Source organism: Pseudomonas sp. GW821-FHT02B10 (assembly GCF_059421865.1).
This window is the reverse complement of sequence record NZ_JBWKVU010000002.1, coordinates 578,416-599,298: the sequence shown is the minus strand read 5'-3', so window position 1 is coordinate 599,298 and position 20,883 is coordinate 578,416. Positions and strand designations below refer to the sequence as shown.

Here is a 20,883-nt window from a genome sequence, read left to right as displayed (position 1 = left end):
ACCGTCGAGATGAGCGAATACTCCCTTTTCACCTCCGAGTCCGTGTCTGAAGGGCATCCGGACAAAATCGCCGACCAGATTTCCGATGCGGTGCTGGACGCCATCATTGCCCAGGACAAGCACGCCCGCGTAGCGGTGGAAACCCTGGTCAAGACCGGTGTGGCCATCGTCGCCGGCGAAGTCACCACCTCGGCCTGGGTTGACCTGGAGCAGATCGTTCGTGACGTCATCACCGACATCGGCTACACCAGTTCCGACGTCGGTTTCGACGGCGCGACCTGCGGCGTGCTGAACATCATCGGCAAGCAGTCCCCCGACATCAACCAGGGTGTCGACCGTGCCAAGCCTGAAGACCAGGGCGCCGGCGACCAGGGCCTGATGTTTGGCTACGCCAGCAACGAAACCGACGTGCTGATGCCGGCCCCGATCACCTTCTCGCACCAACTGGTGCAGCGCCAGGCCGAAGCCCGCAAGTCCGGCCTGCTGCCGTGGCTGCGTCCGGATGCCAAGTCCCAGGTCACCTGCCGCTACGAAGGCGGCAAGGTGGTCGGCATCGACGCCGTGGTCCTGTCGACCCAGCACAACCCTGACGTGTCGTACAAAGACCTGCGCGAAGGCGTGATGGAACTGATCGTCAAGCACGTGCTGCCGGCCGAGCTGCTGTCCAAGGACACCCAGTTCCACATCAACCCGACTGGCCAGTTCATCATCGGCGGCCCGGTCGGCGACTGCGGCCTGACCGGTCGCAAGATCATCGTCGACAGCTACGGCGGCATGGCCCGTCACGGCGGCGGCGCGTTCTCCGGCAAGGACCCATCGAAGGTCGACCGTTCGGCCGCCTATGCCGGTCGTTACGTGGCCAAGAACATCGTCGCCGCCGGCCTGGCCGAGCGCTGCGAGATCCAGGTGTCCTACGCCATCGGCGTGGCGCAACCGACTTCGATCTCGCTGAACACCTTCGGCACCGGCAAGATCAGCGACGACAAGATCATCAAGCTGGTGCGCGAAGTGTTCGACCTGCGTCCGTACGCGATCACCACCATGCTCGACCTGCTGCACCCGATGTACCGCGAGACCGCGGCCTACGGCCACTTCGGCCGTACCCCGCAAACCAAGACCGTGGGTGATGACACCTTCACCACCTTCACCTGGGAAAAGACCGACCGCGCCGAAACCCTGCGCGCCGCTGCCAACCTGTAATCCCGGCAGCGCTTACCCAAGCCCCGCACGGCTCGCCTTGCGGGGCTTTTTTGTGGCTGAAGGTTTCATGATTTGCAGGGCGCTCCTACGGGGTCAGCCTGATTCCTGCGGGTATAAGCCGGATCGCGAAAAACCGGCGCATCGTCCAACCAGCCCGCGAAATACCCGGCAATCCATACGCCCTTTCTCCCTCCCGCCCACCCCTCTAGCCTGCAGCCTGACTCCCCCGAGCAAGGATGCTCCCCATGCCCTACAGAGCAACGCTATTGGCCGCAATCCTCCTGAGCGCCATCGCCCTGCCGAGCGCCGCCAGCCCATGCCCCGACTGGACACCTGCCCAGGCGCAAACCGAAACGGCCACCCTGCAACAGCAAATCAATCGCTGGGACGACAGCTACCACCGTGAAGGCCTGTCGCCGGTGACTGACGAGCTCTACGACCAGTCCCGCGCCCGGCTCGAACATTGGCAAAGCTGTTTCCCCACCGTCAGCGCAGACCGCGCCAACCCGCTACGCACCGCACGCGGTGCTGTCCCGCACCCCATTCCCCATACCGGCGTGGAGAAACTGGCCGATGAAAGTGCCGTACGCCAGTGGCTCGCCGGGCGCGAGGAGGTCTGGGTACAGCCCAAGATCGACGGCGTGGCCGTGACCCTGGTCTATCGCCAGGGACGCTTCCAGCAAGCCATCAGCCGCGGGGATGGCCTTCAGGGCCAGGACTGGACCGGGCCCGCGCAACTGATAAGCGCCATCCCCAAACGCCTGCCCGAACCGCGAGACCTGCTGCTACAGGGCGAGCTCTATTGGCGCCAGAGCGATCACATACAGGCCAAGGCCGGCAGCCTGAATGCCCGCGGCCAGGTCGCCGGCCTATTGGCGCGCAACCAGCTGGACCCTCGGCAAGCCAGCCGGATCGGCCTGTTCGTCTGGGACTGGCCCCAAGGCCCGAGCACCCTGGCGCAGCGCCTGGCCGGCCTCAAGGCCCTGGGGTTCGCCCACAGCAGCGAGTACAGCCAGCGCGTCAGTACGTTCGCCGAGGTCCGGCACTGGCGAGAGCACTGGTATCGCTCGGCCCTGCCCTTCGCCAGCGATGGCATCGTCCTGCGCCAGAGCCGACGTCCAGAGGCGCAACGCTGGCAGGCCAAGGCGCCCTACTGGATCGCCGCGTGGAAATACCCGTTCGCCCAGGCCCTGGCCAGGGTGCGCAAGGTCGACTTCAAGATCGGCCGCACTGGCCGGATCACCCCGATGCTCGAGCTGGAGCCGGTCCTGCTCGACGACCGGCAGATCAGGCGGGTCAGCGTCGGCTCGCTGCCGCGCTGGCAAAAGCTGGATATCCGCCCTGGCGACCAGGTGTCGATCAGCCTCGCCGGCCTGACCATCCCGCGCCTGAACGCGGTGATACTGCGCACGCCCCAGCGTGTTCCGCTGCAGGTTCCGGATGCCTCGGCCTTCCATGCGCTCAGTTGCTGGCACCCCCTGCCCGGCTGTGAGAGCCAGTTCCTCGCACGCTTGACCTGGCTGAGCGGAAAATCCGGGCTGGACCTGCCCCATGTCGGCGCCGGCACCTGGGAGAAGCTGGTGGACGCCGGACTGATCAACGGCTTGGTCGATTGGTTGACCCTTGAGCCTGCAGAGCTTGCTAACATTACCGGCCTTGGCGAACGCAGCATCGCGCGTTTGCTGAACAGCCTGCACAGCGCCCGCCGGCAGCCGTTTCATCGCTGGCTCAAAGCCCTTGGACTGCCACCGACCGGCGACGCCAGGCTCGAAGATGGCTGGACGGCGCTGGCGGCCAGAACCACCGAACAATGGCAGGCCCAAAGCGCTATCGGCCCGGGACGCGCCGCTCAGTTGAGCGCCTTTTTCCGCGATCCGCAGGTCCTGGCCTTGAGTGAAGAATTACGTGCCGCCGGAATCGAAGGCTTCTGAGGCTTTTACAGCCGGCGGCGTTGAACCCCGGGGACGCAGATGGCTCAAACAGCCCATCGCCCCACTCCTGCTATTCATCTTTTCACATGGAGCCTTTATGAAATTTCTTGCACCGCTCACCCTCTTCGCCGCATTCGCCCTGACAACCCCAGCCCTGATGGCCGCCGAGCAGGCCCCGGAACTCACCGGCTGCGCCGCCAAGCGCCAGGCCATCAGCACCCAGCTCGAACAGGCCAAGGCCCACGGCAACAGCGAACAACAGGCCGGCCTGGAAAAGGCCCTGAGCGAAGCCACCGCGAACTGCACCGACGCCTCGCTGAAAAAGGAACGCGAAAACAAGGTGCTGGACGCCAAGCACGAAGTCAGCCGGCGCCAGACCGACCTGGACAAGGCCATGAAAAAAGGCGACGCCGAGAAGATCAACAAGCGCAAGGACAAGCTGGCCGAGTCCCGCAAGGAATTGCAGGAAGCCCTCGACGAACTGGACAAGTAAGTTCGAGCCGCTGCGGCAGATGTGCCCGCCGCAGACACCTCAGGCGACAGGATCAGTGATTGCGAAACTCTTTATGGCAGGCGCTGCAGGCATCTTCGACTTTCTGTACCGCCGGCCCCAGGTTGCTGGCCTTGTACGGCTGGACCTTGCTGGCGATCACCAGTTCACCGGTGGCCGCCTCGAGGGTGCGGGCCAGTTCCTGGAAACGTGCCTGCTTCTGCCAGACATCGTCAGTCGCGCTGCTGTGCTCCTGTTCCTTGACCTGCGGGAAGTGCTTCCAGGGTTCGTGGGACAGGTTGTCCAGCTTGATCGCGCCTTCGGTAAAGCGCGGGCCGTCGAACGGGATACGCCCACGGAGCATGCCGCCCAGGTCTTCACCGGTCTTGAGCATCTGTTTGAAGATCGCCTTGCGCTGACCCAGCGGGGAGTTCGGATCGACACCGCCGCAGGCGGACAGCGTCAGGCAGGCCAGCAATACAACAGAGAGTCTTTTAAGCGTCATGGTGGCTTCGGGTCACGGGAAACGGCCGCCAGTATCCTCGCCTGTCCGGCAAAGACCAATAGCCCTATTAACAATATGGATTGCCTGACGCTGCCATGCGCCCAGTCAAGCCGCAAAGGAAGTACCCAATGAACACCCGTTTCAAGCTGTGGCGTCGACACCTGGCCTGGGCCTTGCCGACCGCGATCCTGCTGGCCGGATGCAATGGCGGCGAAGTCGGCAAGCCACCCCAGCCCCATGCCATCGCCACCTATACCAGCGCCAGTTGGGAAGCCTTGCCCACTGTGTCCGACGACGACCTGCTGGCCGGCTTCGGTTCCTGGCGCAGCGCCTGCACCCGGCTGAAAGCCGACCCGGTGTGGGGCCCGACCTGCGCGACGGCGGCCAATGTGCCGCTCACCGCCCTCGATGTCCGCAGCTTTCTCAAGCAGCACCTGGACGTCTACGGCCTGCGCTCGGCCAGTGGCAGCAGCAATGGCCTGATCACCGGCTACTACGAGCCGGTCTATCCGGGCAGCCTGACCCAGACCCAGGCCGCGTCAGTACCGGTCTATGGCGTGCCGGAAGACATGATCATCGTCGCCCTCGACAGCATTTATCCCGAACTCAAGGGCAAGCGCCTGCGCGGCCGCCTCGAAGGCCGGGTGCTGAAACCCTACGACGATGCCGCGACCATCGAGACCAAGGGGGTCAAGGCGCCGGTGATCGCCTGGTTGACCGACCCGATGAACCTGCAATTCCTGCAGATCCAGGGCTCGGGCCGCATCCAGCTGGAAGACGGGCGCCAGTTGCGCATCGGTTATGCCGACCAGAACGGCCACCCCTACCGCCCCATCGGCCGCTGGCTGGTGGATCAGGGCGAGCTGAAGAAAGAAGACGTGACCATGGGCACCATCGCGGCCTGGGCCAAGGCCAACCCCAATCGCATCCCGGAACTGCTGGGCAGCAACCCCAGCTATGTGTTCTTCAACCGCAACCCGGATAGCAACGAAGGCCCGCGCGGCTCGCTGAACGTACCGCTGACGTCCGGCTACAGCGTGGCGGTGGACCGCAAGGTGATCCCCCTGGGCAGCCTGTTGTGGCTTTCCACCACCCGGCCCGATGGCAGCAGCCTGATCCGCCCGGTGGCGGCGCAAGACACCGGTGGCGCGATCGCCGGCGAAGTTCGCGCCGACCTGTTCTGGGGCACCGGCGACGCGGCCGGGCAACTGGCGGGAGACATGAAACAGCAGGGCCAGATCTGGATGCTCTGGCCCAAGGGCGCCACGCTGCCGAAAGTGCCTGAAGTCACCGACAGCAAATAGCCCTGGCACCGCTGCCGCCTCTTCGAGAGGCGGCGGCAGTGACGAAGGTCAGATCGAAACGAAAAAGAAGCTGGCAATCAGCGCCATGCCGACGAACCACACCAGCGACCGCAGGATCGCCCAGTCCGCCAGGTAGCAGATGATGTACAGCAGGCGGCTGGTGATGAACAGCACCGCCAGCACATCGATGGTCACCAGTTCGGCGACGTTGGCGATGTGGGCAATGATCACCCCCGCGGCAAAGGCCGGGGTCACTTCAAAACTGTTGAGCTGCGCCGCTTGCGCCCGCCGGGCAAAACCCTCGAGGGTTTCGAGGTAGGCCCGCGGGTCATGGTTCTGCCGCAGGCCAAAGTTGCCCCCGCTGAACTTGGCGATGCTGTTGCACAGGTACGGCAGGAAGATGGCGATCAATACACACCAGAAAGCGACGGTCATGGCAGAGTCCTTTTTAAAGTCATGAGGGGAGCGGGGTCAGAACTTCATCACCAGCATGCCGATCAGCACCAGCCCACAAGCTAAGAGCCGAGGTCGGCCGAAAGGTTCTTTCAGGTAACGCATACCGAACAACACCACCAGGATCACGCTGATTTCCCGCAGCGCCGCCGCCTCGGCGATCGATCCCAGCTGCATGGCCCACAGCACCAGAGCGTAGCTGAACAATACGCAGAACCCGACGCTCAACCCCAGCCTCCATTGTTCGCGCCAGAACAGGCTGAAGGCCGCACGCTTGCGCAACAGCGCCAGCAACGGAAAGGGCCAGGCGCTGAGCAGCGTCACCCACACCAGGTAATCCAGCGGATGGGACCAGCGGCGCAATGCCTGGCCGTCGATAAAGGTGTAGCAACCGATGCACAGGCCGATCAGCGCCACCACCGGCAACATCGACCATGGCAGGCGGTCGCCGCCACCGCCCTGCCACAGCAGGCACAGCATGCCGAAAGGGATCAACAGGATGCCGAGGATCTGCTGGGGGCTGAGCACCTCGCCCGCGAAGATCAGGGTCAGGGCCAGCACCACCAGGGGCGAAAGGCCGCGCATCAGTGGATAAACCAGGCCCAGGTCGCCGACTCGATAGGCCTGGATCAGCAGGTAGCGGTAGAGCAACTCGAAAACCGCCGACGCCAGGATCCACGGCCAGACCTGTAACGGCGGCCACTCGACGAACCCCAGCATCAATGCCACGAACAACAAGGCGACGCTGTCCATGCAGGCCACCACCAATAACCGCTCGCCGCTGAACTTGATCAGGGTATTCCACGCCGCATGCAGCAGCGCCGCCACCAGAACCAGAGTTGTCGCCAGCACCTCACACTCCCTGTTTACTAAAAGAGAATCGATTCACCTAAGTGCCTCGGCTGTCTATACTGACGCCGACCACGCCGCACTCAGTTGCGCATATCCATTCCAATAATTCCTGCCGCTGCCCGATCCGCCGGACCTGATCCGATGGAGGCGCAATGCCGGCATGCGTATGCCTGATCAGGGCGTCAAGACTACAGACAGAGAATCCTCGCATGCCACTCGCCTTGCTCGCACTGGCTGTTGCCGCCTTCGGCATCGGTACCACTGAATTCGTCATCATGGGCCTGCTGCCCGATGTCGCCCGCGACCTGTCCGTCAGCATTCCCCATGCCGGCCTGCTGATTACCGGTTACGCCCTGGGCGTGGTGTTCGGCGCGCCGATCCTCGCCGTCGGCACCGCCAACATGCCGCGCAAGGCCACGTTGCTGGGCATGACCCTGATGTTCATCCTCGGCAACGTGCTCTGCGCGCTGGCGCCGAACTACGCCACGCTGATGGCCGCGCGGGTGATCACCGCGCTGTGCCACGGTGCGTTTTTCGGCATCGGTTCGGTGGTCGCCGCCAGCCTGGTGGCGCCGAACAAACGCGCCCAGGCGATCGCCATGATGTTCACCGGCCTGACCCTGGCCAATGTGCTCGGCGTGCCGCTGGGTACGGCACTGGGGCAATACGCCGGCTGGCGCTCGACCTTCTGGGCGGTGTCGGTGATCGGGGTGCTCGCCGCCATTGCCCAGTGGTTCTGGCTGCCCCGGCACATCGCCATGGACAAGGCCAACCTGGCCAGCGAGTTCAAGGTCCTGGGCAAGACCAACGTGCTGCTGGCCCTGGGCATGAGCGTGCTGGCCTCCACCAGCCTGTTCAGCGTCTTCACCTATATCGCGCCGATCCTGCAGGACGTCACCGGCGTCAGCCCACATGGCGTAACCATCATGTTGCTGCTGTTCGGCGTCGGCCTGACGGCCGGCAGCATGCTCGGCGGCCGCCTGGCCGACAGCCGCCTGCTGCCGTCGCTGGTGGCCATGGCGCTGGCCGTGGTGTTGGTGCTGGCTGCGTTCAGCCAGACCAGCCACATGCTGATCCCGGCGGCGATCACTTTGCTGCTGTGGGGAATCTTCGCCTTCGCCCTGTGCCCGATCCTGCAATTGCTGATCATCGACCAGGCCCATGAAGCGCCCAACCTGGGCTCGACCCTGAACCAGAGCGCCTTCAACCTGGGTAACGCCGCCGGCGCCTGGATCGGCGGGCTGGTCGTCGCCAGCGGTGCCGACCTGGCCGACCTGCCGTGGACCGGCGCACTGGTCGGTGGGCTGACGGTGCTGACCGCACTGCTGTTCATTCACCTGCAACGTCGCCAGGCGGCCGCGATCAATGTATCCGGCTGAGCCCCGACGAGCGCGCGACTGACCCACGGTCGCCTGCAGAACCGCGCACTGACCGACCGGCTCACCGACAGAAGAATCTGAACTTTCCTTGTCGGTGTGCCCCGGGCCGCCAGTGGCCCATCAAACCCTTGCCCGATGGCTTTCGGGCTTTCTTTTCACGTTTCTATCCAAGGGACTCCGGATGCTTGAACTCGTTGCCGCCTTCATCTGCCTGACCACCCTGCTCACCTACGTCAACTTCCGCTTCATCGGCCTGCCGCCGACCATCGGGGTAATGGTCACAGCCCTGCTGTTTTCCCTGCTGCTGCAAGGCTTGAGCTTCCTCGGCTATCCCGGCCTGGAAGAGCATGTGCAACAGCTGATCGGCCAGATCGACTTCGGCGACCTGCTGATGAACTGGATGCTGTCGTTCCTGCTGTTCGCCGGCGCCTTGCACGTCAACCTCAACGACCTGCGCAGCTATCGCTGGCCCATCGGCCTGTTGGCCACGGTCGGCGTGCTGATCGCCACGTTCGTCATCGGCAGCCTGGCCTACTGGATCTTCGGCCTGTTCGGCTGGCACGTGAGCTTCCTCTATTGCCTGCTGTTCGGCGCCCTGATCTCGCCGACCGACCCGATCGCGGTGCTCGGCGTGCTGCGTACCGCCAACGCCTCCAAGCCGCTGAAAACCACCATCGTCGGCGAGTCGCTGTTCAATGACGGCACCGCGGTGGTGGTGTTCACCGTGCTGCTGGGTATCGCCCAGCTCGGCGAAACCCCGACCGTCGGCGCCACCGCCCTGCTGTTTGCCCATGAGGCCATCGGCGGCGTGGTGTTCGGCGGACTGATCGGCTACCTGGTGTACCTGATGATCAAGAGCATCGAGCAACACCAGATCGAGGTGATGCTGACCCTGGCCCTGGTGATCGGCGGCTCGGCGATGGCCAGCGAACTGCACGTCTCGGCACCGATCGCGATGGTGGTGGCGGGCCTGATCATCGGCAACCTGGGGCGCAACCTGGCGATGAACGACATGACCCGGCGTTACCTGGACGGTTTCTGGGAACTGCTCGACGACATGCTCAACGCCCTGCTGTTCGCCCTGATCGGCATGGAGCTGTTGCTGCTGCCGTTCAACTGGCTGCACCTGCTGGCCGCGAGTCTGCTGGCGGTGGCGATCGTGCTGTCGCGCCTGCTCACCGTGGCTCCAGCCATCGTCCTGCTACGCCGCTGGCGCAGCGTGCCGCGCGGCACTATCCGGGTACTGACCTGGGGCGGCCTGCGCGGCGGGGTTTCGGTGGCGCTGGCCCTGGCCCTGCCATTGGGCCCGGAGCGCGACCTGGTGCTGAGCATCACCTACATCGTGGTGCTGTCGTCGATCCTCCTGCAGGGCCTGACCATCGGCAAACTGGTGCGCCATGTCACCCAGGATGCACCGACGGTCACCCAGGACGCTCACTGATCGTTTTTTGATCGATCGCGGACCCGCCCAGGGTCCGCAGTCGTTTTTGGCAGGCCACTTTCACTGCGCACCTGGGCATGGCTGATCAGGGCGAAGATGAAGCTGCCGCCGATGATGTTCCCCGCCAGCGTCGGCCCGGCGAACACCCACCAGAAATCCCGCCACGGCAACTCGCCGGCAAATACCAGGTACGAGACCTCCACCGAACCGACCACGATATGGGTGAAGTCCCCCAGGGCCATCAGGTAGGTGATCAGGATGATGATCCACATCTTGGCGCTCTCCATGGACGGGATCATCCAGACCATGGTGGCGATCATCCAGCCGGAGACGATGCCCTTGGCGAACATCTGTCCAGCATCGTTCTCCATGACCTTGCGCCCGATATCGAGGAAGGCCAGGTCGGTCCTGGCGTCGAAAATCGGCAGGTGCAGCATCACGTAGGCCACCAGCAGCGTGCCGCACAGGTTGCCCACCAGGACCACGCCCCACAAGCGGCACAGGCGCGCGAAATTGCCCAGGGTGGGTTTGCTCATGATCGGCAGCACAGCCGTCAGGGTGTTTTCGGTGAACAGTTGCTGGCGCGCCAGGATCACCGCCAGGAAACCCGCGCAGTAACCGAAACTGGCAATCACCTTGAACCCTTCGCCGTCGGGCAGGCGCGAGTCGAGCAGGCCCATGCCCATCAGCGACAGGCCCATGGTCAGGCCGGCGGCCAGGGCCGACCACCAGAGCGCCGCGACGCTGCGCTCCAGCTCCTTGTCGCCCTGGGTGCGGATGATCTCGTGCAAGACCGCCGCGCGGGGCGGCTGGTTCTTGTCTACGTCGTGCTGCTCTTCGGGAGAAAGGCCCGGGGTCTTGCCGTCTGTCTGCACGTTAATGGCTCCTGAACCTGTGGGTACCTTGTCAGGTACGACATCCGGGGTTCAGGGCTCGTTCAGTGCCCTCATGCAGGAGCAGACAGACTCACGCCCACAGCGGTCAGGCGATGGGTTCGTCGTCCTTGAACTGGTCTTTCACGTACCGGATCTCGGTACGACCGTGAGGAGCCGGCAAGCCGTCCTCGCCCAGGTTGACGAAGACCATCTTCTCGACGGTGAGGATGCTCTTGCGGGTGATCTTGTTGCGCACTTCACAGGTCAGGGTGATCGAGGTCCTGCCGAACTCGGTGGCGGTGATGCCCAGCTCGATGATGTCGCCCTGGCGCGAGGCACTGACGAAGTTGATTTCGGAAATGTACTTGGTGACCACGCGCTGGTTGCCCAGCTGGACGATGGCGTAGATCGCCGCCTCTTCGTCGATCCAGCGCAACAGGCTGCCGCCGAACAGCGTGCCGTTGGGGTTGAGGTCTTCGGGTTTTACCCATTTGCGGGTGTGGAAATTCATACTCACTCCTGACCGTCTTGCCGATTGATGCCGGCATCATGGCAGACCCCGGCGCAGAGCTCTATTGAGCTTCTACTATGGTCGCGATAACCGTTCGATCATCGTCCGACAGAAATCCTTGGGAAGTCGCTGGCAGACGGCTATAATCGCCTCCGTTTCAAAACGGTAACGATCACCTGATACCGTTTTCCCGCCACCTGTCCGAGGGGCGCTGCAGCAGGTTCGACCTGTCAGGCTCGGATGGGGCGTTGTCTGGCCGTGAGGGTTCGGTCAGTCACTAAACGCACAACGGCGCCCATTCGCATACTTACGAATGGAGGCTCTTCATGAGCGCTGTCATCACGCCTGCAGATTTTACCGACTACAAAGTCGCCGACATGTCCCTGGCCGCCTGGGGCCGTCGCGAAACCATCATCGCCGAATCGGAGATGCCGGCCCTGATGGGTCTGCGTCGCAAGTACGCTGCTGAACAACCGCTCAAGGGCGCGAAGATTCTCGGCTGCATCCACATGACCATCCAGACTGCCGTGCTGATCGAAACCCTGGTTGCCCTGGGTGCCGAAGTACGCTGGTCGTCCTGCAACATCTTCTCGACCCAGGACCAGGCCGCTGCCTCCATCGCTGCCGCCGGTATCCCGGTATTCGCCTGGAAAGGCGAGACCGAGCAAGAGTACGAGTGGTGCCTGGAGCAGACCATCCTCAAGGACGGCAAGCCTTGGGACGCCAACATGATCCTCGACGACGGCGGCGACCTGACCGAGCTGCTGCACAAGAAGTACCCGCAGGTGCTGGATCGCGTCCACGGCGTGACCGAAGAAACCACCACTGGCGTGCACCGTCTGCTGGACATGCTGGCCAAGGGCGAGCTGAAGATCCCGGCCATCAACGTCAACGACTCGGTGACCAAGAGCAAGAACGACAACAAGTACGGCTGCCGTCACAGCCTGAACGATGCGATCAAGCGCGGTACCGACCACCTGCTGTCCGGCAAGCAAGCGCTGGTCATCGGCTACGGTGACGTGGGCAAGGGCTCGGCCCAGTCCCTGCGCCAGGAAGGCATGATCGTCAAGGTTTCCGAAGTCGACCCGATCTGCGCCATGCAGGCCTGCATGGACGGTTTCGAACTGGTTTCGCCGTTCATCGACGGCATCAACACCGGCACCGAAGCGAGCATCGACAAGGCTCTGCTGGGCAAGATCGACCTGATCGTGACCACCACCGGTAACGTCAATGTTTGCGACGCAAACATGCTCAAGGCCCTGAAGAAGCGCGCCGTTGTCTGCAACATCGGTCACTTCGACAACGAAATCGACACCGCTTTCATGCGCAAGAACTGGGCATGGGAAGAAGTGAAGCCGCAGGTGCACAAGGTTCACCGCACCGGCCCAGGCGCTTTCGACGCCCAGAACGACGACTACCTGATCCTGTTGGCCGAAGGCCGCCTGGTGAACCTGGGCAACGCCACCGGTCACCCAAGCCGTATCATGGACGGTTCGTTCGCCAACCAGGTTCTGGCGCAGATCTTCCTGTTCGGCCAGAAGTACGCCGACCTGTCGCCAGCCCAGAAAGCCGAGCGCCTGACCGTTGAAGTACTGCCCAAGAAACTCGACGAAGAAGTGGCCCTGGAAATGGTCCGCGGCTTCGGTGGCGTGGTCACCCAACTGACCAAGCAGCAGGCTGATTACATCGGCGTCACCGTCGAAGGCCCGTTCAAGCCGCACGCTTACCGGTACTAAGAGCAGTTGCAAGCCTTGAGCTTCAAGCGGCAAGCAAAGGCCACAAGCCGTGCTTGCCGCTCGAAGCTTTCGGCTTCGTCCCTATTTGCTTAAACAGTTTCAAGCAGCCCGTTCCAGGCACAAGAGCTGAGCGCACCTCCGCTACTCTTGCAGCTTGTGGCTTGCAGCTTGTAGCTGGAGGTTCCCTCCATGTCCCAAGACCGTCGCTACAGCTTCGAGTTCTTCCCGACCAAGACCGATGCTGGGCATGAAAAACTGCTCGCCACTGCCCGCCAGCTGGCCAGCTACAACCCCGACTTCTTCTCCTGCACCTACGGTGCCGGTGGCTCGACCCGCGACCGCACGATGAACACCGTGCTGCAGCTCGAAAGCGAAGTGAAAATCCCCGCCGCACCGCACCTGTCTTGCGTGGGTGACAGCAAGGCCGACCTGCGTGGCCTGTTGACCCAGTACAAGGCCGCCGGCATCAACCGTATCGTCGCCCTGCGCGGCGACCTGCCTTCGGGCATGGGCATGGCCAGCGGCGAGTTGCGTCACGCCAACGACCTGGTGAGCTTCATTCGTGAAGAGACTGGCGATCACTTCCACATCGAAGTGGCGGCGTATCCGGAAATGCACCCACAGGCGCGCAATTTCGAAGACGACCTCAACAACTTCGTGCGCAAGGCCAACGCCGGCGCCAACAGTGCGATCACCCAGTACTTCTTCAACGCCGACAGTTATTTCTACTTCGTCGAACGCGTGCAACAAATGGGTGTGAACATCCCGATCGTGCCCGGCATCATGCCGATCACCAACTACAGCAAGCTGGCGCGTTTCTCCGACGCCTGCGGCGCGGAAATCCCGCGCTGGATCCGCAAGCAACTGGAAGCCTACGGCGACGACAGCCAAAGCATTCAGGCGTTCGGCGAACAGGTCATCACCGAAATGTGTGAGCGTTTGTTGCAAGGCGGTGCGCCAGGATTGCACTTCTATACTCTGAACCAAGCCGAGCCAAGCCTGGCCGTCTGGAACAACCTGAAGCTGCCGCGTTAACCGCCCGACAGCATCGGAAAAAGGCCTTGGCGAAATCCAGGGCCTTTTTTTTAACCCCCATACATCCGAAGGATCGCCGTAGATGTCCACAGGCAGCACCGCAGCACGCCCACAATTGATCTATCTGGTTTACGGCGCCGCGACCTATCACCAGGAAGCCGCGTTCAGTATTGCCAGCGCCCTGGCCGGGCTGCGCGAAACACCGGGCGAAGCCCTCGATATCCAGGTCTTCACCGACAATCCCGCGCCTTACCGCGACCTGCCTGTGCGCGTGCGCCCCTTGGACGAAAACACCCGCCAGGCCTGGATCGCCCCACACGGCTACCACTTTCGCGCCAAGCACGTGGTGATGCAGCAGGTGCTGCAAGAGTCCGAACTGGCGTTGCTGATCGACACCGATACCTTTTTCCACTGCTCGCCGCTGGAGCTGTTTCGCCGCATCCAGCCCGGCACCCTGCTGTGTAACGCATTCGGCATGTGCTACGGCGCCAACAAGGAGTCCGGCCTCTACCAGTCCCTGGCCGGCTTGCTGCAGGAACGCAAACTCGCCGACGACCAGATGCCATTGCTGAACTCCGGCGTGATCGGCCTGCACCGCGCGGACGCCGACGTACTGGACCGCTCCATCGCCCTGATGGACGAGCTGTACCCGCTGGCCAACGGCGCCTACACCCTCGAAGAGTTCTGCCTGTCGGTGGCGGCTTATCGCACCAAGAAGGTCCGCGAATGCCCCGACCTGATCCACCACTACTGGAGCCGCAAGCAGCTGTTTCGCGCCAAGATCAAGGCCTGGCTGGACAAGCACGGCGCAGCGCCCACCCACACTGTCGCCCTGGACGAAACCCGCCTGGTCACCGCGACCCTGCCACGCCCGCCGGCGTTGCAACGCCTGGCCTACAAGATCGTGACCCTGGCCCTGCCCGGGCACCAGCGGCAGTTCATGCGCGAAATCCTCTACGGCTGCTACCGCCACACCAACGAATTCGACCAGGCCTGCGCCCCGGTCTGGTGGGAGAAAGCCCGGGAAAACGCCGAAGGCCGCCTGAAAAAACCGCTCAACAGCCATCAACTCGAGCGCTGGTTCAACCACCCGGTGATTCGCCTGGTACTGGGCCAGCGGCGCAAGGCCATCTACCTGCATCTGATCGAGACAAAGGCTGACTGAGGCTTGAGCTAGACGGCCTCTAGCATTGGACGACCTCCCGTCGTAATCTCCAGTGATGCCCGTCATTGCCCAGCTGCTGACAGCCTTTATCTGCGCTTGCCTGAGCCTCGCCGCCCATGGCGAGAAGCTGCGCATTGTCACCGAGCCCTGGGCCCCTTATGTCTATGAGGAACAGGGCAAGGCCCAGGGCCTGGATTACGAAACCACGGCGATCGTTTTCCAGCGCCTGGGGATCGAAGTCGAATGGCAGTTCCTGCCCTGGAAACGTTGCCTGGCCATGCTCGAACAAGGCCAGGCCGACGGTGCCCTGGACATCTTTCACAGCAACGAACGCGAAAGCAGCCTGCTCTACCCCAGCGAGCCGCTGTCGGACGTCGAGTTCGTGATGTTCTATGCCAACGCCCGGCCCTTTCCGTTCCGTACCCTGGAAGACTTGCGCGGGCTGACCGTGGGTACCTCACCCGGCTACCTGTACAGCCAGGACTTCAGGGAATCCACCCTGTTCAAGCACGAACCGGCGCCGACCCACGAAGCCAACTTCGGCAAGCTGCTGCGCGGCCGTATCGACCTGCTGATCACCGATCGGCGGGTCGGCCAGCACCTGCTCGACCAACTGAATATTCGCCAGCAGATCACCGAGAACCCGGTGGTCATCAGCCGCCAGAGCCAGTTTCTCGCGGTGCGGCGCAATGCCGGCATGGACTTGCTGGTGCAGCGTTTCGGCGCCGAACTCAAGCGTTTCAAGCGCGAGCCGGCCTACGCCGAACTGAGCGCCCGCTATGGTGCGGCGCCGGCCATCGCCGACTCAAGCGCAATGCCGCCCGGCACACCGCGCAAAACCGTTGAGCAGCAGGAAAGCAGCGCACGCTGATTGCTCTGTTATACTCCGGCCTTCCCGCCAGGCTCACGCCCGGACGCTCGATCCTGTTCAAGGCATCTCGATACCGCTACAGCGCAGCCACAAGGCCCGCGCGAGCCCTCGCCGATGAGCCTTCAGGAGCCAGCAGGACCGGACGGGATTGCGTCCTCTTAAACGCCATTCGCGCCAGGCAAGACTATCCCTCTGGGCCAAGCCCTCACTAAAACAGGATTACTCATGTCCTTTGCTTCCCTCGGTCTCTCCGAGGCTTTAGTCGGCGCCATCGAAGCCGCCGGCTACACCCAGCCTACTCCGGTGCAACAGCGGGCCATTCCCGCCGTGTTGCAAGGTCGCGACCTGATGGTCGCGGCACAGACAGGTACTGGTAAAACCGGCGGTTTCGCCCTTCCGATCCTGGAACGGTTGTTTCCCAACGGTCACCCGGACAAATCCCAGCGTCACGGCCCGCGCCAACCGCGCGTACTGGTCCTGACCCCGACTCGCGAACTGGCCGCGCAAGTGCACGAGAGCTTCAAGGTCTATGCCCGCGACCTGAAGTTCGTCAGTGCCTGCATCTTCGGCGGCGTCGGCATGAACCCACAGGTTCAGGCCATGGCCCGTGGCGTCGACGTGCTGGTGGCCTGCCCCGGCCGCCTGCTCGACCTGGCCGGCCAAGGCAGCGTCGACCTGTCCCACGTGGAAATCCTCGTGCTCGACGAAGCCGACCGCATGCTCGACATGGGCTTTGTCCATGACGTGAAGAAAGTCCTCGCGCGCCTGCCCGCCAAGCGCCAGAACCTGCTGTTCTCCGCGACCTTCTCCAAGGACATCACGGACCTGGCCGGTAAGCTGCTGCACAACCCCGAGCGCATCGAAGTCACGCCGCCGAACACCACGGTCGAGCGTATCGAGCAACGGGTGTTCCGCCTGGCCGCCAGCCACAAGCGTGCCTTGCTGGCCCACCTGATCACCGCCGGCGCCTGGGAACAGGTGCTGGTCTTCACCCGCACCAAGCACGGCGCCAACCGCCTGGCCGAGTACCTGGACAAGCACGGCCTGACCGCCGTCGCCATCCACGGCAACAAGAGCCAGAACGCTCGTACCAAGGCCCTGGCCGACTTCAAGGCCGGTGAAGTGCGGATCCTGGTCGCCACCGATATCGCCGCCCGTGGCCTGGACATCGACCAGCTGCCACACGTGGTCAACTTCGAGCTGCCGAACGTCGACGAAGACTACGTGCACCGTATCGGCCGTACCGGCCGTGCCGGTCGTTCGGGCGAAGCGATCTCGCTGGTCGCGCCGGACGAAGAGAAGCTGCTCAAGAGCATCGAGCGCATGACCAAGCAGAAGATCCCCGACGGCGATCTGATGGGCTTCGATGCCAGCGCCGTGGAAGCCGAGAAACCGGAAGTGCGCGAGCGTCCGGACGTGCGTAACCCACGCAATTCCCGTGGCCCGCGTGGCGACGGTCCGAATGGCGGCGGTGGCGGCGGTCGTAAAGACAAAGGCAAGGACAAGGGCAAGGACAAACCGGCCGCTCGCGGCGACCGTCCGGCCCGTGAGCAGAAGCCTCGCGAAGGCACCCCGGCCCGCGAACAGCGCCAGCCGACGCCACGCGCCGACCGCGCCCCGGATGAGTTCCTGGACGACGACGTGGATAACTTCGGCAATCGCGCCGACTACGTCAGCCCGTACCAGAACAAGAACAACCAGGGCCGCGGCCGTCGTCCTGGCGCGCCAGCCCAGGGTGCAACCAGCAGCAACGCGCCACGCAGCGGCGGCCAGGGTCGCTCCGGCGGTCCGCGCACCAGCAACGGTGCCAGCACCGGCACCCCGCCTGCCAAGCGCAACGGCCCACGCAGCGGCGCTCCACGTGACGGCCAGGCCCGTCGCGAAGAGTCGCGCAATCGTCGTCCGGCCCGTGACGACCAGGCGCGTCAGGAGCCGGCGGTGCAGAACCCGCGCGGCAACCAGCCGAAGATCATGCACAAGGAGTCGAAAGCCGACCGCTTCCCGACACCCGAGCAGCTCGATCAACTGCCAAGCCGTCCACGTGGCGAGAAACCAGCCTTGCTGACCCGCAATCGCTGAAGTTTTCGCGACAATAAAAACGCCCCTGATCTCGCGATCAGGGGCGTTTTTTTATGATCTCTGTAGCCGCTGCCGAACCTGCGAGGCTGCGGCTACAGGCGAAGCATTACTTCGCTTTCACACCTTCGAAGGTGATGTACAGCTGAACGGTGTCGGACTGCGGGCCAACATCCATCCCGTCCTTGTTGAACTCTTTACGGCTGATGCTGGTGGTGCCTTCAAAACCGGCACGGTAGCCGCCCCATGGATCCTTGCCTTCACCCAGGAAGGTGGCCTTGACCACGATAGGCTTGGTCACACCGTGGAAAGTCAGGTCGCCAGCCACATCGGCGGTCTGCTTGCCATCAGCATTCTTGCCGGTTGGCTTGACGCTGGTGGAAACGAACTTCGCGTCAGGGAATTTGCCCGACTCCAGGAAGTCCTTGCTGTTGACGTGCTTGTCACGCTCGGCGTGGTTGGTGAACACGCTGGCGGTGCGCACGTTGACTTCGATCTTGGCGTCTTCAGGCTTGGCCGCGTCGAAGCTGAACTTGCCGTCCAGGTCCTTGAAAGTACCGGTGATGAAGCTGTAGCCCAGGTGGCTGATCTTGAAGTCGACGAAGGCGTGCTGGCCTTCCTTGTCGATCACGTAGTCCGCGGCCATCGCCTGACCGGCAGACAACAGAGCAGAACCGATTGCCAGAGCGGCGAGAGTCTTTTTCAACATGCTTTCTATTCCTTTTGAGTCGAGGTTGAGCATCAGGCTTTGCGCCCCAGCATTCGAGCCAGGGTCGCGTCACGATCGATAAAGTGGTGTTTCAAAGCGGCCAGAGCATGCACTCCGGCGAAGATCACCAGGGCCCAGGCCAGGTACAGATGCACCTCGCCAGCCACATCTGCCTGGTCCGGTAGACCGGAAACCAGGGCAGGAATTTCAAACAGGCCAAACACCGGGATCCCGACACCGTCTGCGGTGGAAATCAGGTAACCGGCAATCATCACAGCGAACAGACTGAGATAAAGGAAGGCATGGCCGAACTTGGCACCCAGGCGCGTCAGGCGACCGTGGTTGGCCGGTGCCGGCGGCGGCGGGCTGACAAAGCGCCACAGCACCCGCAGCAACATGATCGCGAACAGCGTCAAGCCAATGCTCTTGTGCAGGTCCGGCGCATCTTTGCGCCAGGCACTGTAGTAATCCAGGCCGACCATCCACAGGCCCAGGGCGAACAATCCAAAGACTGCCAGCGCCACGCTCCAGTGCAGAAAAATGCTTACCCAGCCGTAGCGGGAAGAAGAGTTACCTAGCTGCATCACTTGAATCCTGTAAGAACTGCTGCCCAAGACTATCGATTTAACTATCGAATTAAAGCGGAAATTTTCGCTTTGAAATATCGAGAAATACGATGTTGATCCTACGAACACTAAATTAACCAGGCATTAAGGTCTACGTGGGGAAAACGTGACAGACCGTCCTGCGACCGCGACCAATTCGCCCTTCCGGGCATGCAATGGGTTGTGACACGGCCTGGCATTGCATAGGCTTGCGCGATTGTTTGCTCGCGTACTTCGAGCCGCCTCCAGGAGACTGAACATGGGCCTCAACAACCAGTGGATGCAACGCGATCTCGCGGTGTTATGGCATCCCTGCACCCAGATGAAAGACCACGAGCAGCTGCCGCTGATCCCGATCAAGCGCGGCGAAGGCGTGTGGCTGGAGGACTTCGAAGGCAAACGCTACCTCGACGCGGTCAGTTCCTGGTGGGTCAACGTGTTCGGCCACGCCAACCCGCGCATCAACCAGCGCATCAAGGATCAGGTCGATCAACTGGAGCACGTGATCCTCGCCGGCTTCAGCCATCAGCCGGTGATCGAGCTGTCCGAGCGCCTGGTGAAAATGACTCCCGAAGGCCTGACCCGCTGCTTCTATGCCGATAACGGCTCGTCGTGCATCGAAGTGGCGATGAAGATGAGCTTCCACTACTGGTTCAACCGCGGCCAGAAGGACAAGAAGCGCTTCGTCACCCTGACCAACAGCTACCACGGCGAAACCATCGCCGCGATGTCGGTGGGCGACGTGCCGCTGTTCACCGAGACCTACAAGGCCCTGCTGCTGGACACTATCAAGGTGCCAAGCCCGGACTGCTACCTGCGCCCCGAAGGCATGAGCTGGGAAGAACACTCGCGCAACATGTTCGCGGCCATGGAGCAGACCCTGGCGGAACACCACGACAGCGTTGCCGCGGTGATAGTCGAGCCGCTGATCCAGGGCGCCGGCGGCATGCGCATGTACCACCCGGTGTACCTCAAGCTGCTGCGCGAGGCCTGCGACCGCTACGGCGTGCACCTGATCCATGATGAGATCGCCGTCGGCTTCGGCCGCACCGGCACGATGTTCGCCTGCGAACAGGCCGGCATCCGCCCGGACTTCCTCTGCCTGTCCAAGGCCCTGACCGGCGGCTACCTGCCGCTGGCCGCGTGCCTGACCACCGACGAAGTCTACAGCGCCTTCTACGACGACTACCCGACCCTGCGCGCCTTCCTCCACTCCCACAGCTACACCGGCAACCCGCTGGCCTGTGCGGCGGCGCTGGCGACCCTGGATATCTTCGAGCAGGACAACGTCATCGAGAACAACCGGGCGCTGGCCCAGCGCATGGCCAGCTCGACCGCGCACCTGGCGGACCACCCGCACGTTGCCGAAGTGCGCCAGACCGGCATGGTGCTGGCCATCGAGATGGTCCAGGACAAGGCCAGCAAGACCGCCTACCCGTGGCAGGAACGCCGTGGCCTGAAGGTCTTCCAGCACGCCCTGGAGCGTGGCGCCCTGCTGCGTCCGCTGGGCAGCGTGGTGTATTTCCTGCCGCCCTACGTGATCACCCCGGAGCAGATCGACTTCCTCGCCATCGTTGCCAGCGAAGGCATCGACATTGCTACCAACGACAAGGTCAGCGTGGCGGTGCCCAAGGACTTCCACCCAGGCTTCCGCGATCCAGGTTGAGCCCCTCGCCGGCAAGCCCGCCCTTTTGCAGAAGCGGGCTTGACGCAAAGATCCATTGACCCACCTCGAACCGAATTTT

19 protein-coding genes and 1 riboswitch are annotated in these 20,883 nt (G+C 63.1%); of the genes, 12 read left to right on the top strand and 7 right to left on the bottom strand.

Annotation, left to right across the window (positions count from 1 at the left end):
- The first annotated feature begins 9 nt into the window (after positions 1-9).
- The 3 genes from metK to AC07VU_RS06630 all read left to right on the top strand — a co-directional run bounded on the left by metK (position 10) and on the right by AC07VU_RS06630 (position 3,624).
- The gene (gene metK, locus AC07VU_RS06640; RefSeq protein ID WP_053262952.1) at positions 10-1,200 is read left to right on the top strand and encodes a methionine adenosyltransferase; all 1,191 of its coding nucleotides are present in this window, start codon (positions 10-12) and stop codon (positions 1,198-1,200) included.
- A gap of 245 nt (positions 1,201-1,445) precedes the next feature.
- Complete coding sequence (gene ligB, locus AC07VU_RS06635; protein ID WP_495029632.1) at positions 1,446-3,131, top strand: NAD-dependent DNA ligase LigB; 1,686 nt, start codon at positions 1,446-1,448, stop codon at positions 3,129-3,131.
- A 97-nt stretch (positions 3,132-3,228) separates the two neighbouring features.
- Positions 3,229-3,624 (top strand): DUF1090 domain-containing protein, encoded by a 396-nt coding sequence (locus tag AC07VU_RS06630; protein ID WP_062824362.1) that lies wholly within the window; start codon positions 3,229-3,231, stop codon positions 3,622-3,624.
- Positions 3,625-3,676: 52 nt separating this feature from the next.
- Here the strand turns inward: AC07VU_RS06630 and AC07VU_RS06625 are convergent, their stop codons facing one another.
- On the bottom strand, positions 3,677-4,126 hold the full coding sequence (locus AC07VU_RS06625) for a c-type cytochrome (RefSeq protein ID WP_274304904.1): 450 nt from the start codon (positions 4,124-4,126) through the stop codon (positions 3,677-3,679).
- Positions 4,127-4,254: 128 nt separating this feature from the next.
- On the opposite strand from AC07VU_RS06625, the gene mltA reads away from it, so the two are divergent.
- Entirely contained in the window at positions 4,255-5,430 is a 1,176-nt protein-coding gene (mltA, locus tag AC07VU_RS06620) for a murein transglycosylase A (protein ID WP_007922346.1), read from the top strand.
- A 48-nt stretch (positions 5,431-5,478) separates the two neighbouring features.
- On the opposite strand, the gene AC07VU_RS06615 is transcribed toward mltA, so the two are convergent.
- Together AC07VU_RS06615 and AC07VU_RS06610 are read right to left on the bottom strand one after the other, a co-directional pair.
- On the bottom strand, positions 5,479-5,865 hold the full coding sequence (locus tag AC07VU_RS06615; protein WP_007922347.1) for an MAPEG family protein: 387 nt from the start codon (positions 5,863-5,865) through the stop codon (positions 5,479-5,481).
- Positions 5,866-5,901: 36 nt separating this feature from the next.
- Positions 5,902-6,735: an EamA family transporter gene (locus AC07VU_RS06610; RefSeq protein ID WP_457275128.1), complete on the bottom strand. Its 834-nt coding sequence runs from the start codon at positions 6,733-6,735 to the stop codon at positions 5,902-5,904.
- Between the two features lie 209 nt (positions 6,736-6,944).
- Between AC07VU_RS06610 and AC07VU_RS06605 the strand changes: the two genes are divergently transcribed.
- Both AC07VU_RS06605 and AC07VU_RS06600 read left to right on the top strand, forming a co-directional pair.
- Positions 6,945-8,114 (top strand): MFS transporter, encoded by a 1,170-nt coding sequence (locus tag AC07VU_RS06605; RefSeq protein WP_053262956.1) that lies wholly within the window; start codon positions 6,945-6,947, stop codon positions 8,112-8,114.
- A 181-nt stretch (positions 8,115-8,295) separates the two neighbouring features.
- Complete coding sequence (locus AC07VU_RS06600) at positions 8,296-9,555, top strand: cation:proton antiporter (protein ID WP_495029631.1); 1,260 nt, start codon at positions 8,296-8,298, stop codon at positions 9,553-9,555.
- Here the strand turns inward: AC07VU_RS06600 and AC07VU_RS06595 are convergent.
- A complete protein-coding gene (locus AC07VU_RS06595; protein ID WP_037036221.1) occupies positions 9,549-10,436 on the bottom strand; it encodes a formate/nitrite transporter family protein in 888 nt (295 codons plus the stop codon). The two genes, AC07VU_RS06600 and AC07VU_RS06595, sit on opposite strands and share 7 nt — an antisense overlap.
- Positions 10,437-10,536: 100 nt before the next feature.
- Entirely contained in the window at positions 10,537-10,941 is a 405-nt protein-coding gene (locus tag AC07VU_RS06590) for an acyl-CoA thioesterase (RefSeq protein WP_007932525.1), read from the bottom strand.
- A 197-nt stretch (positions 10,942-11,138) separates the two neighbouring features.
- A riboswitch (S-adenosyl-L-homocysteine riboswitch) is annotated at positions 11,139-11,245 on the top strand.
- A 22-nt stretch (positions 11,246-11,267) separates the two neighbouring features.
- Between AC07VU_RS06590 and ahcY the strand changes: the two genes are divergently transcribed.
- The 5 genes from ahcY (at position 11,268) to rhlE2 (ending at position 17,827) form a co-directional block, all read left to right on the top strand.
- Positions 11,268-12,677: an adenosylhomocysteinase gene (gene ahcY, locus AC07VU_RS06585; protein WP_009045993.1), complete on the top strand. Its 1,410-nt coding sequence runs from the start codon at positions 11,268-11,270 to the stop codon at positions 12,675-12,677.
- A gap of 189 nt (positions 12,678-12,866) precedes the next feature.
- Positions 12,867-13,712 carry a methylenetetrahydrofolate reductase [NAD(P)H] gene (metF, locus tag AC07VU_RS06580; RefSeq protein ID WP_007932530.1) on the top strand — a complete coding sequence of 282 codons (846 nt, stop codon included), beginning with the start codon at positions 12,867-12,869 and terminating at the stop codon, positions 13,710-13,712.
- Positions 13,713-13,794: 82 nt separating this feature from the next.
- Entirely contained in the window at positions 13,795-14,877 is a 1,083-nt protein-coding gene (locus tag AC07VU_RS06575; protein WP_457275131.1) for a hypothetical protein, read from the top strand.
- A 55-nt stretch (positions 14,878-14,932) separates the two neighbouring features.
- Positions 14,933-15,748 carry a substrate-binding periplasmic protein gene (locus AC07VU_RS06570; RefSeq protein WP_087089529.1) on the top strand — a complete coding sequence of 272 codons (816 nt, stop codon included), beginning with the start codon at positions 14,933-14,935 and terminating at the stop codon, positions 15,746-15,748.
- 225 nt (positions 15,749-15,973) lie between these two features.
- Positions 15,974-17,827 carry an RNA helicase RhlE2 gene (gene rhlE2, locus AC07VU_RS06565; RefSeq protein WP_277589767.1) on the top strand — a complete coding sequence of 618 codons (1,854 nt, stop codon included), beginning with the start codon at positions 15,974-15,976 and terminating at the stop codon, positions 17,825-17,827.
- Positions 17,828-17,933: 106 nt separating this feature from the next.
- On the opposite strand, the gene AC07VU_RS06560 is transcribed toward rhlE2, so the two are convergent.
- Together AC07VU_RS06560 and AC07VU_RS06555 are read right to left on the bottom strand one after the other, a co-directional pair.
- Positions 17,934-18,533 carry a YceI family protein gene (locus AC07VU_RS06560; RefSeq protein ID WP_007932534.1) on the bottom strand — a complete coding sequence of 200 codons (600 nt, stop codon included), beginning with the start codon at positions 18,531-18,533 and terminating at the stop codon, positions 17,934-17,936.
- A gap of 32 nt (positions 18,534-18,565) precedes the next feature.
- On the bottom strand, positions 18,566-19,117 hold the full coding sequence (locus AC07VU_RS06555) for a cytochrome b (RefSeq protein WP_274304908.1): 552 nt from the start codon (positions 19,115-19,117) through the stop codon (positions 18,566-18,568).
- Between the two features lie 280 nt (positions 19,118-19,397).
- On the opposite strand from AC07VU_RS06555, the gene AC07VU_RS06550 reads away from it, so the two are divergent.
- Positions 19,398-20,804 carry an adenosylmethionine--8-amino-7-oxononanoate transaminase gene (locus tag AC07VU_RS06550; RefSeq protein WP_150053320.1) on the top strand — a complete coding sequence of 469 codons (1,407 nt, stop codon included), beginning with the start codon at positions 19,398-19,400 and terminating at the stop codon, positions 20,802-20,804.
- Positions 20,805-20,883 lie beyond the last annotated feature (79 nt).

What these genes read in the sequence shown, in the direction of transcription:
- metK (WP_053262952.1), top strand. Translation starts at nt 10, where the DNA reads ATGAGCGAATACTCCCTTTTCACCTCCGAGTCCGTGTCTGAAGGGCAT.
- ligB (WP_495029632.1), top strand. Translation starts at nt 1,446, where the DNA reads ATGCCCTACAGAGCAACGCTATTGGCCGCAATCCTCCTGAGCGCCATC.
- AC07VU_RS06630 (WP_062824362.1), top strand. Translation starts at nt 3,229, where the DNA reads ATGAAATTTCTTGCACCGCTCACCCTCTTCGCCGCATTCGCCCTGACA.
- AC07VU_RS06625 (WP_274304904.1), bottom strand. Translation starts at nt 4,126, where the DNA reads ATGACGCTTAAAAGACTCTCTGTTGTATTGCTGGCCTGCCTGACGCTG.
- mltA (WP_007922346.1), top strand. Translation starts at nt 4,255, where the DNA reads ATGAACACCCGTTTCAAGCTGTGGCGTCGACACCTGGCCTGGGCCTTG.
- AC07VU_RS06615 (WP_007922347.1), bottom strand. Translation starts at nt 5,865, where the DNA reads ATGACCGTCGCTTTCTGGTGTGTATTGATCGCCATCTTCCTGCCGTAC.
- AC07VU_RS06605 (WP_053262956.1), top strand. Translation starts at nt 6,945, where the DNA reads ATGCCACTCGCCTTGCTCGCACTGGCTGTTGCCGCCTTCGGCATCGGT.
- AC07VU_RS06600 (WP_495029631.1), top strand. Translation starts at nt 8,296, where the DNA reads ATGCTTGAACTCGTTGCCGCCTTCATCTGCCTGACCACCCTGCTCACC.
- AC07VU_RS06590 (WP_007932525.1), bottom strand. Translation starts at nt 10,941, where the DNA reads ATGAATTTCCACACCCGCAAATGGGTAAAACCCGAAGACCTCAACCCC.
- ahcY (WP_009045993.1), top strand. Translation starts at nt 11,268, where the DNA reads ATGAGCGCTGTCATCACGCCTGCAGATTTTACCGACTACAAAGTCGCC.
- metF (WP_007932530.1), top strand. Translation starts at nt 12,867, where the DNA reads ATGTCCCAAGACCGTCGCTACAGCTTCGAGTTCTTCCCGACCAAGACC.
- AC07VU_RS06575 (WP_457275131.1), top strand. Translation starts at nt 13,795, where the DNA reads ATGTCCACAGGCAGCACCGCAGCACGCCCACAATTGATCTATCTGGTT.
- AC07VU_RS06570 (WP_087089529.1), top strand. Translation starts at nt 14,933, where the DNA reads ATGCCCGTCATTGCCCAGCTGCTGACAGCCTTTATCTGCGCTTGCCTG.
- rhlE2 (WP_277589767.1), top strand. Translation starts at nt 15,974, where the DNA reads ATGTCCTTTGCTTCCCTCGGTCTCTCCGAGGCTTTAGTCGGCGCCATC.
- AC07VU_RS06560 (WP_007932534.1), bottom strand. Translation starts at nt 18,533, where the DNA reads ATGTTGAAAAAGACTCTCGCCGCTCTGGCAATCGGTTCTGCTCTGTTG.
- AC07VU_RS06555 (WP_274304908.1), bottom strand. Translation starts at nt 19,117, where the DNA reads ATGCAGCTAGGTAACTCTTCTTCCCGCTACGGCTGGGTAAGCATTTTT.
- AC07VU_RS06550 (WP_150053320.1), top strand. Translation starts at nt 19,398, where the DNA reads ATGGGCCTCAACAACCAGTGGATGCAACGCGATCTCGCGGTGTTATGG.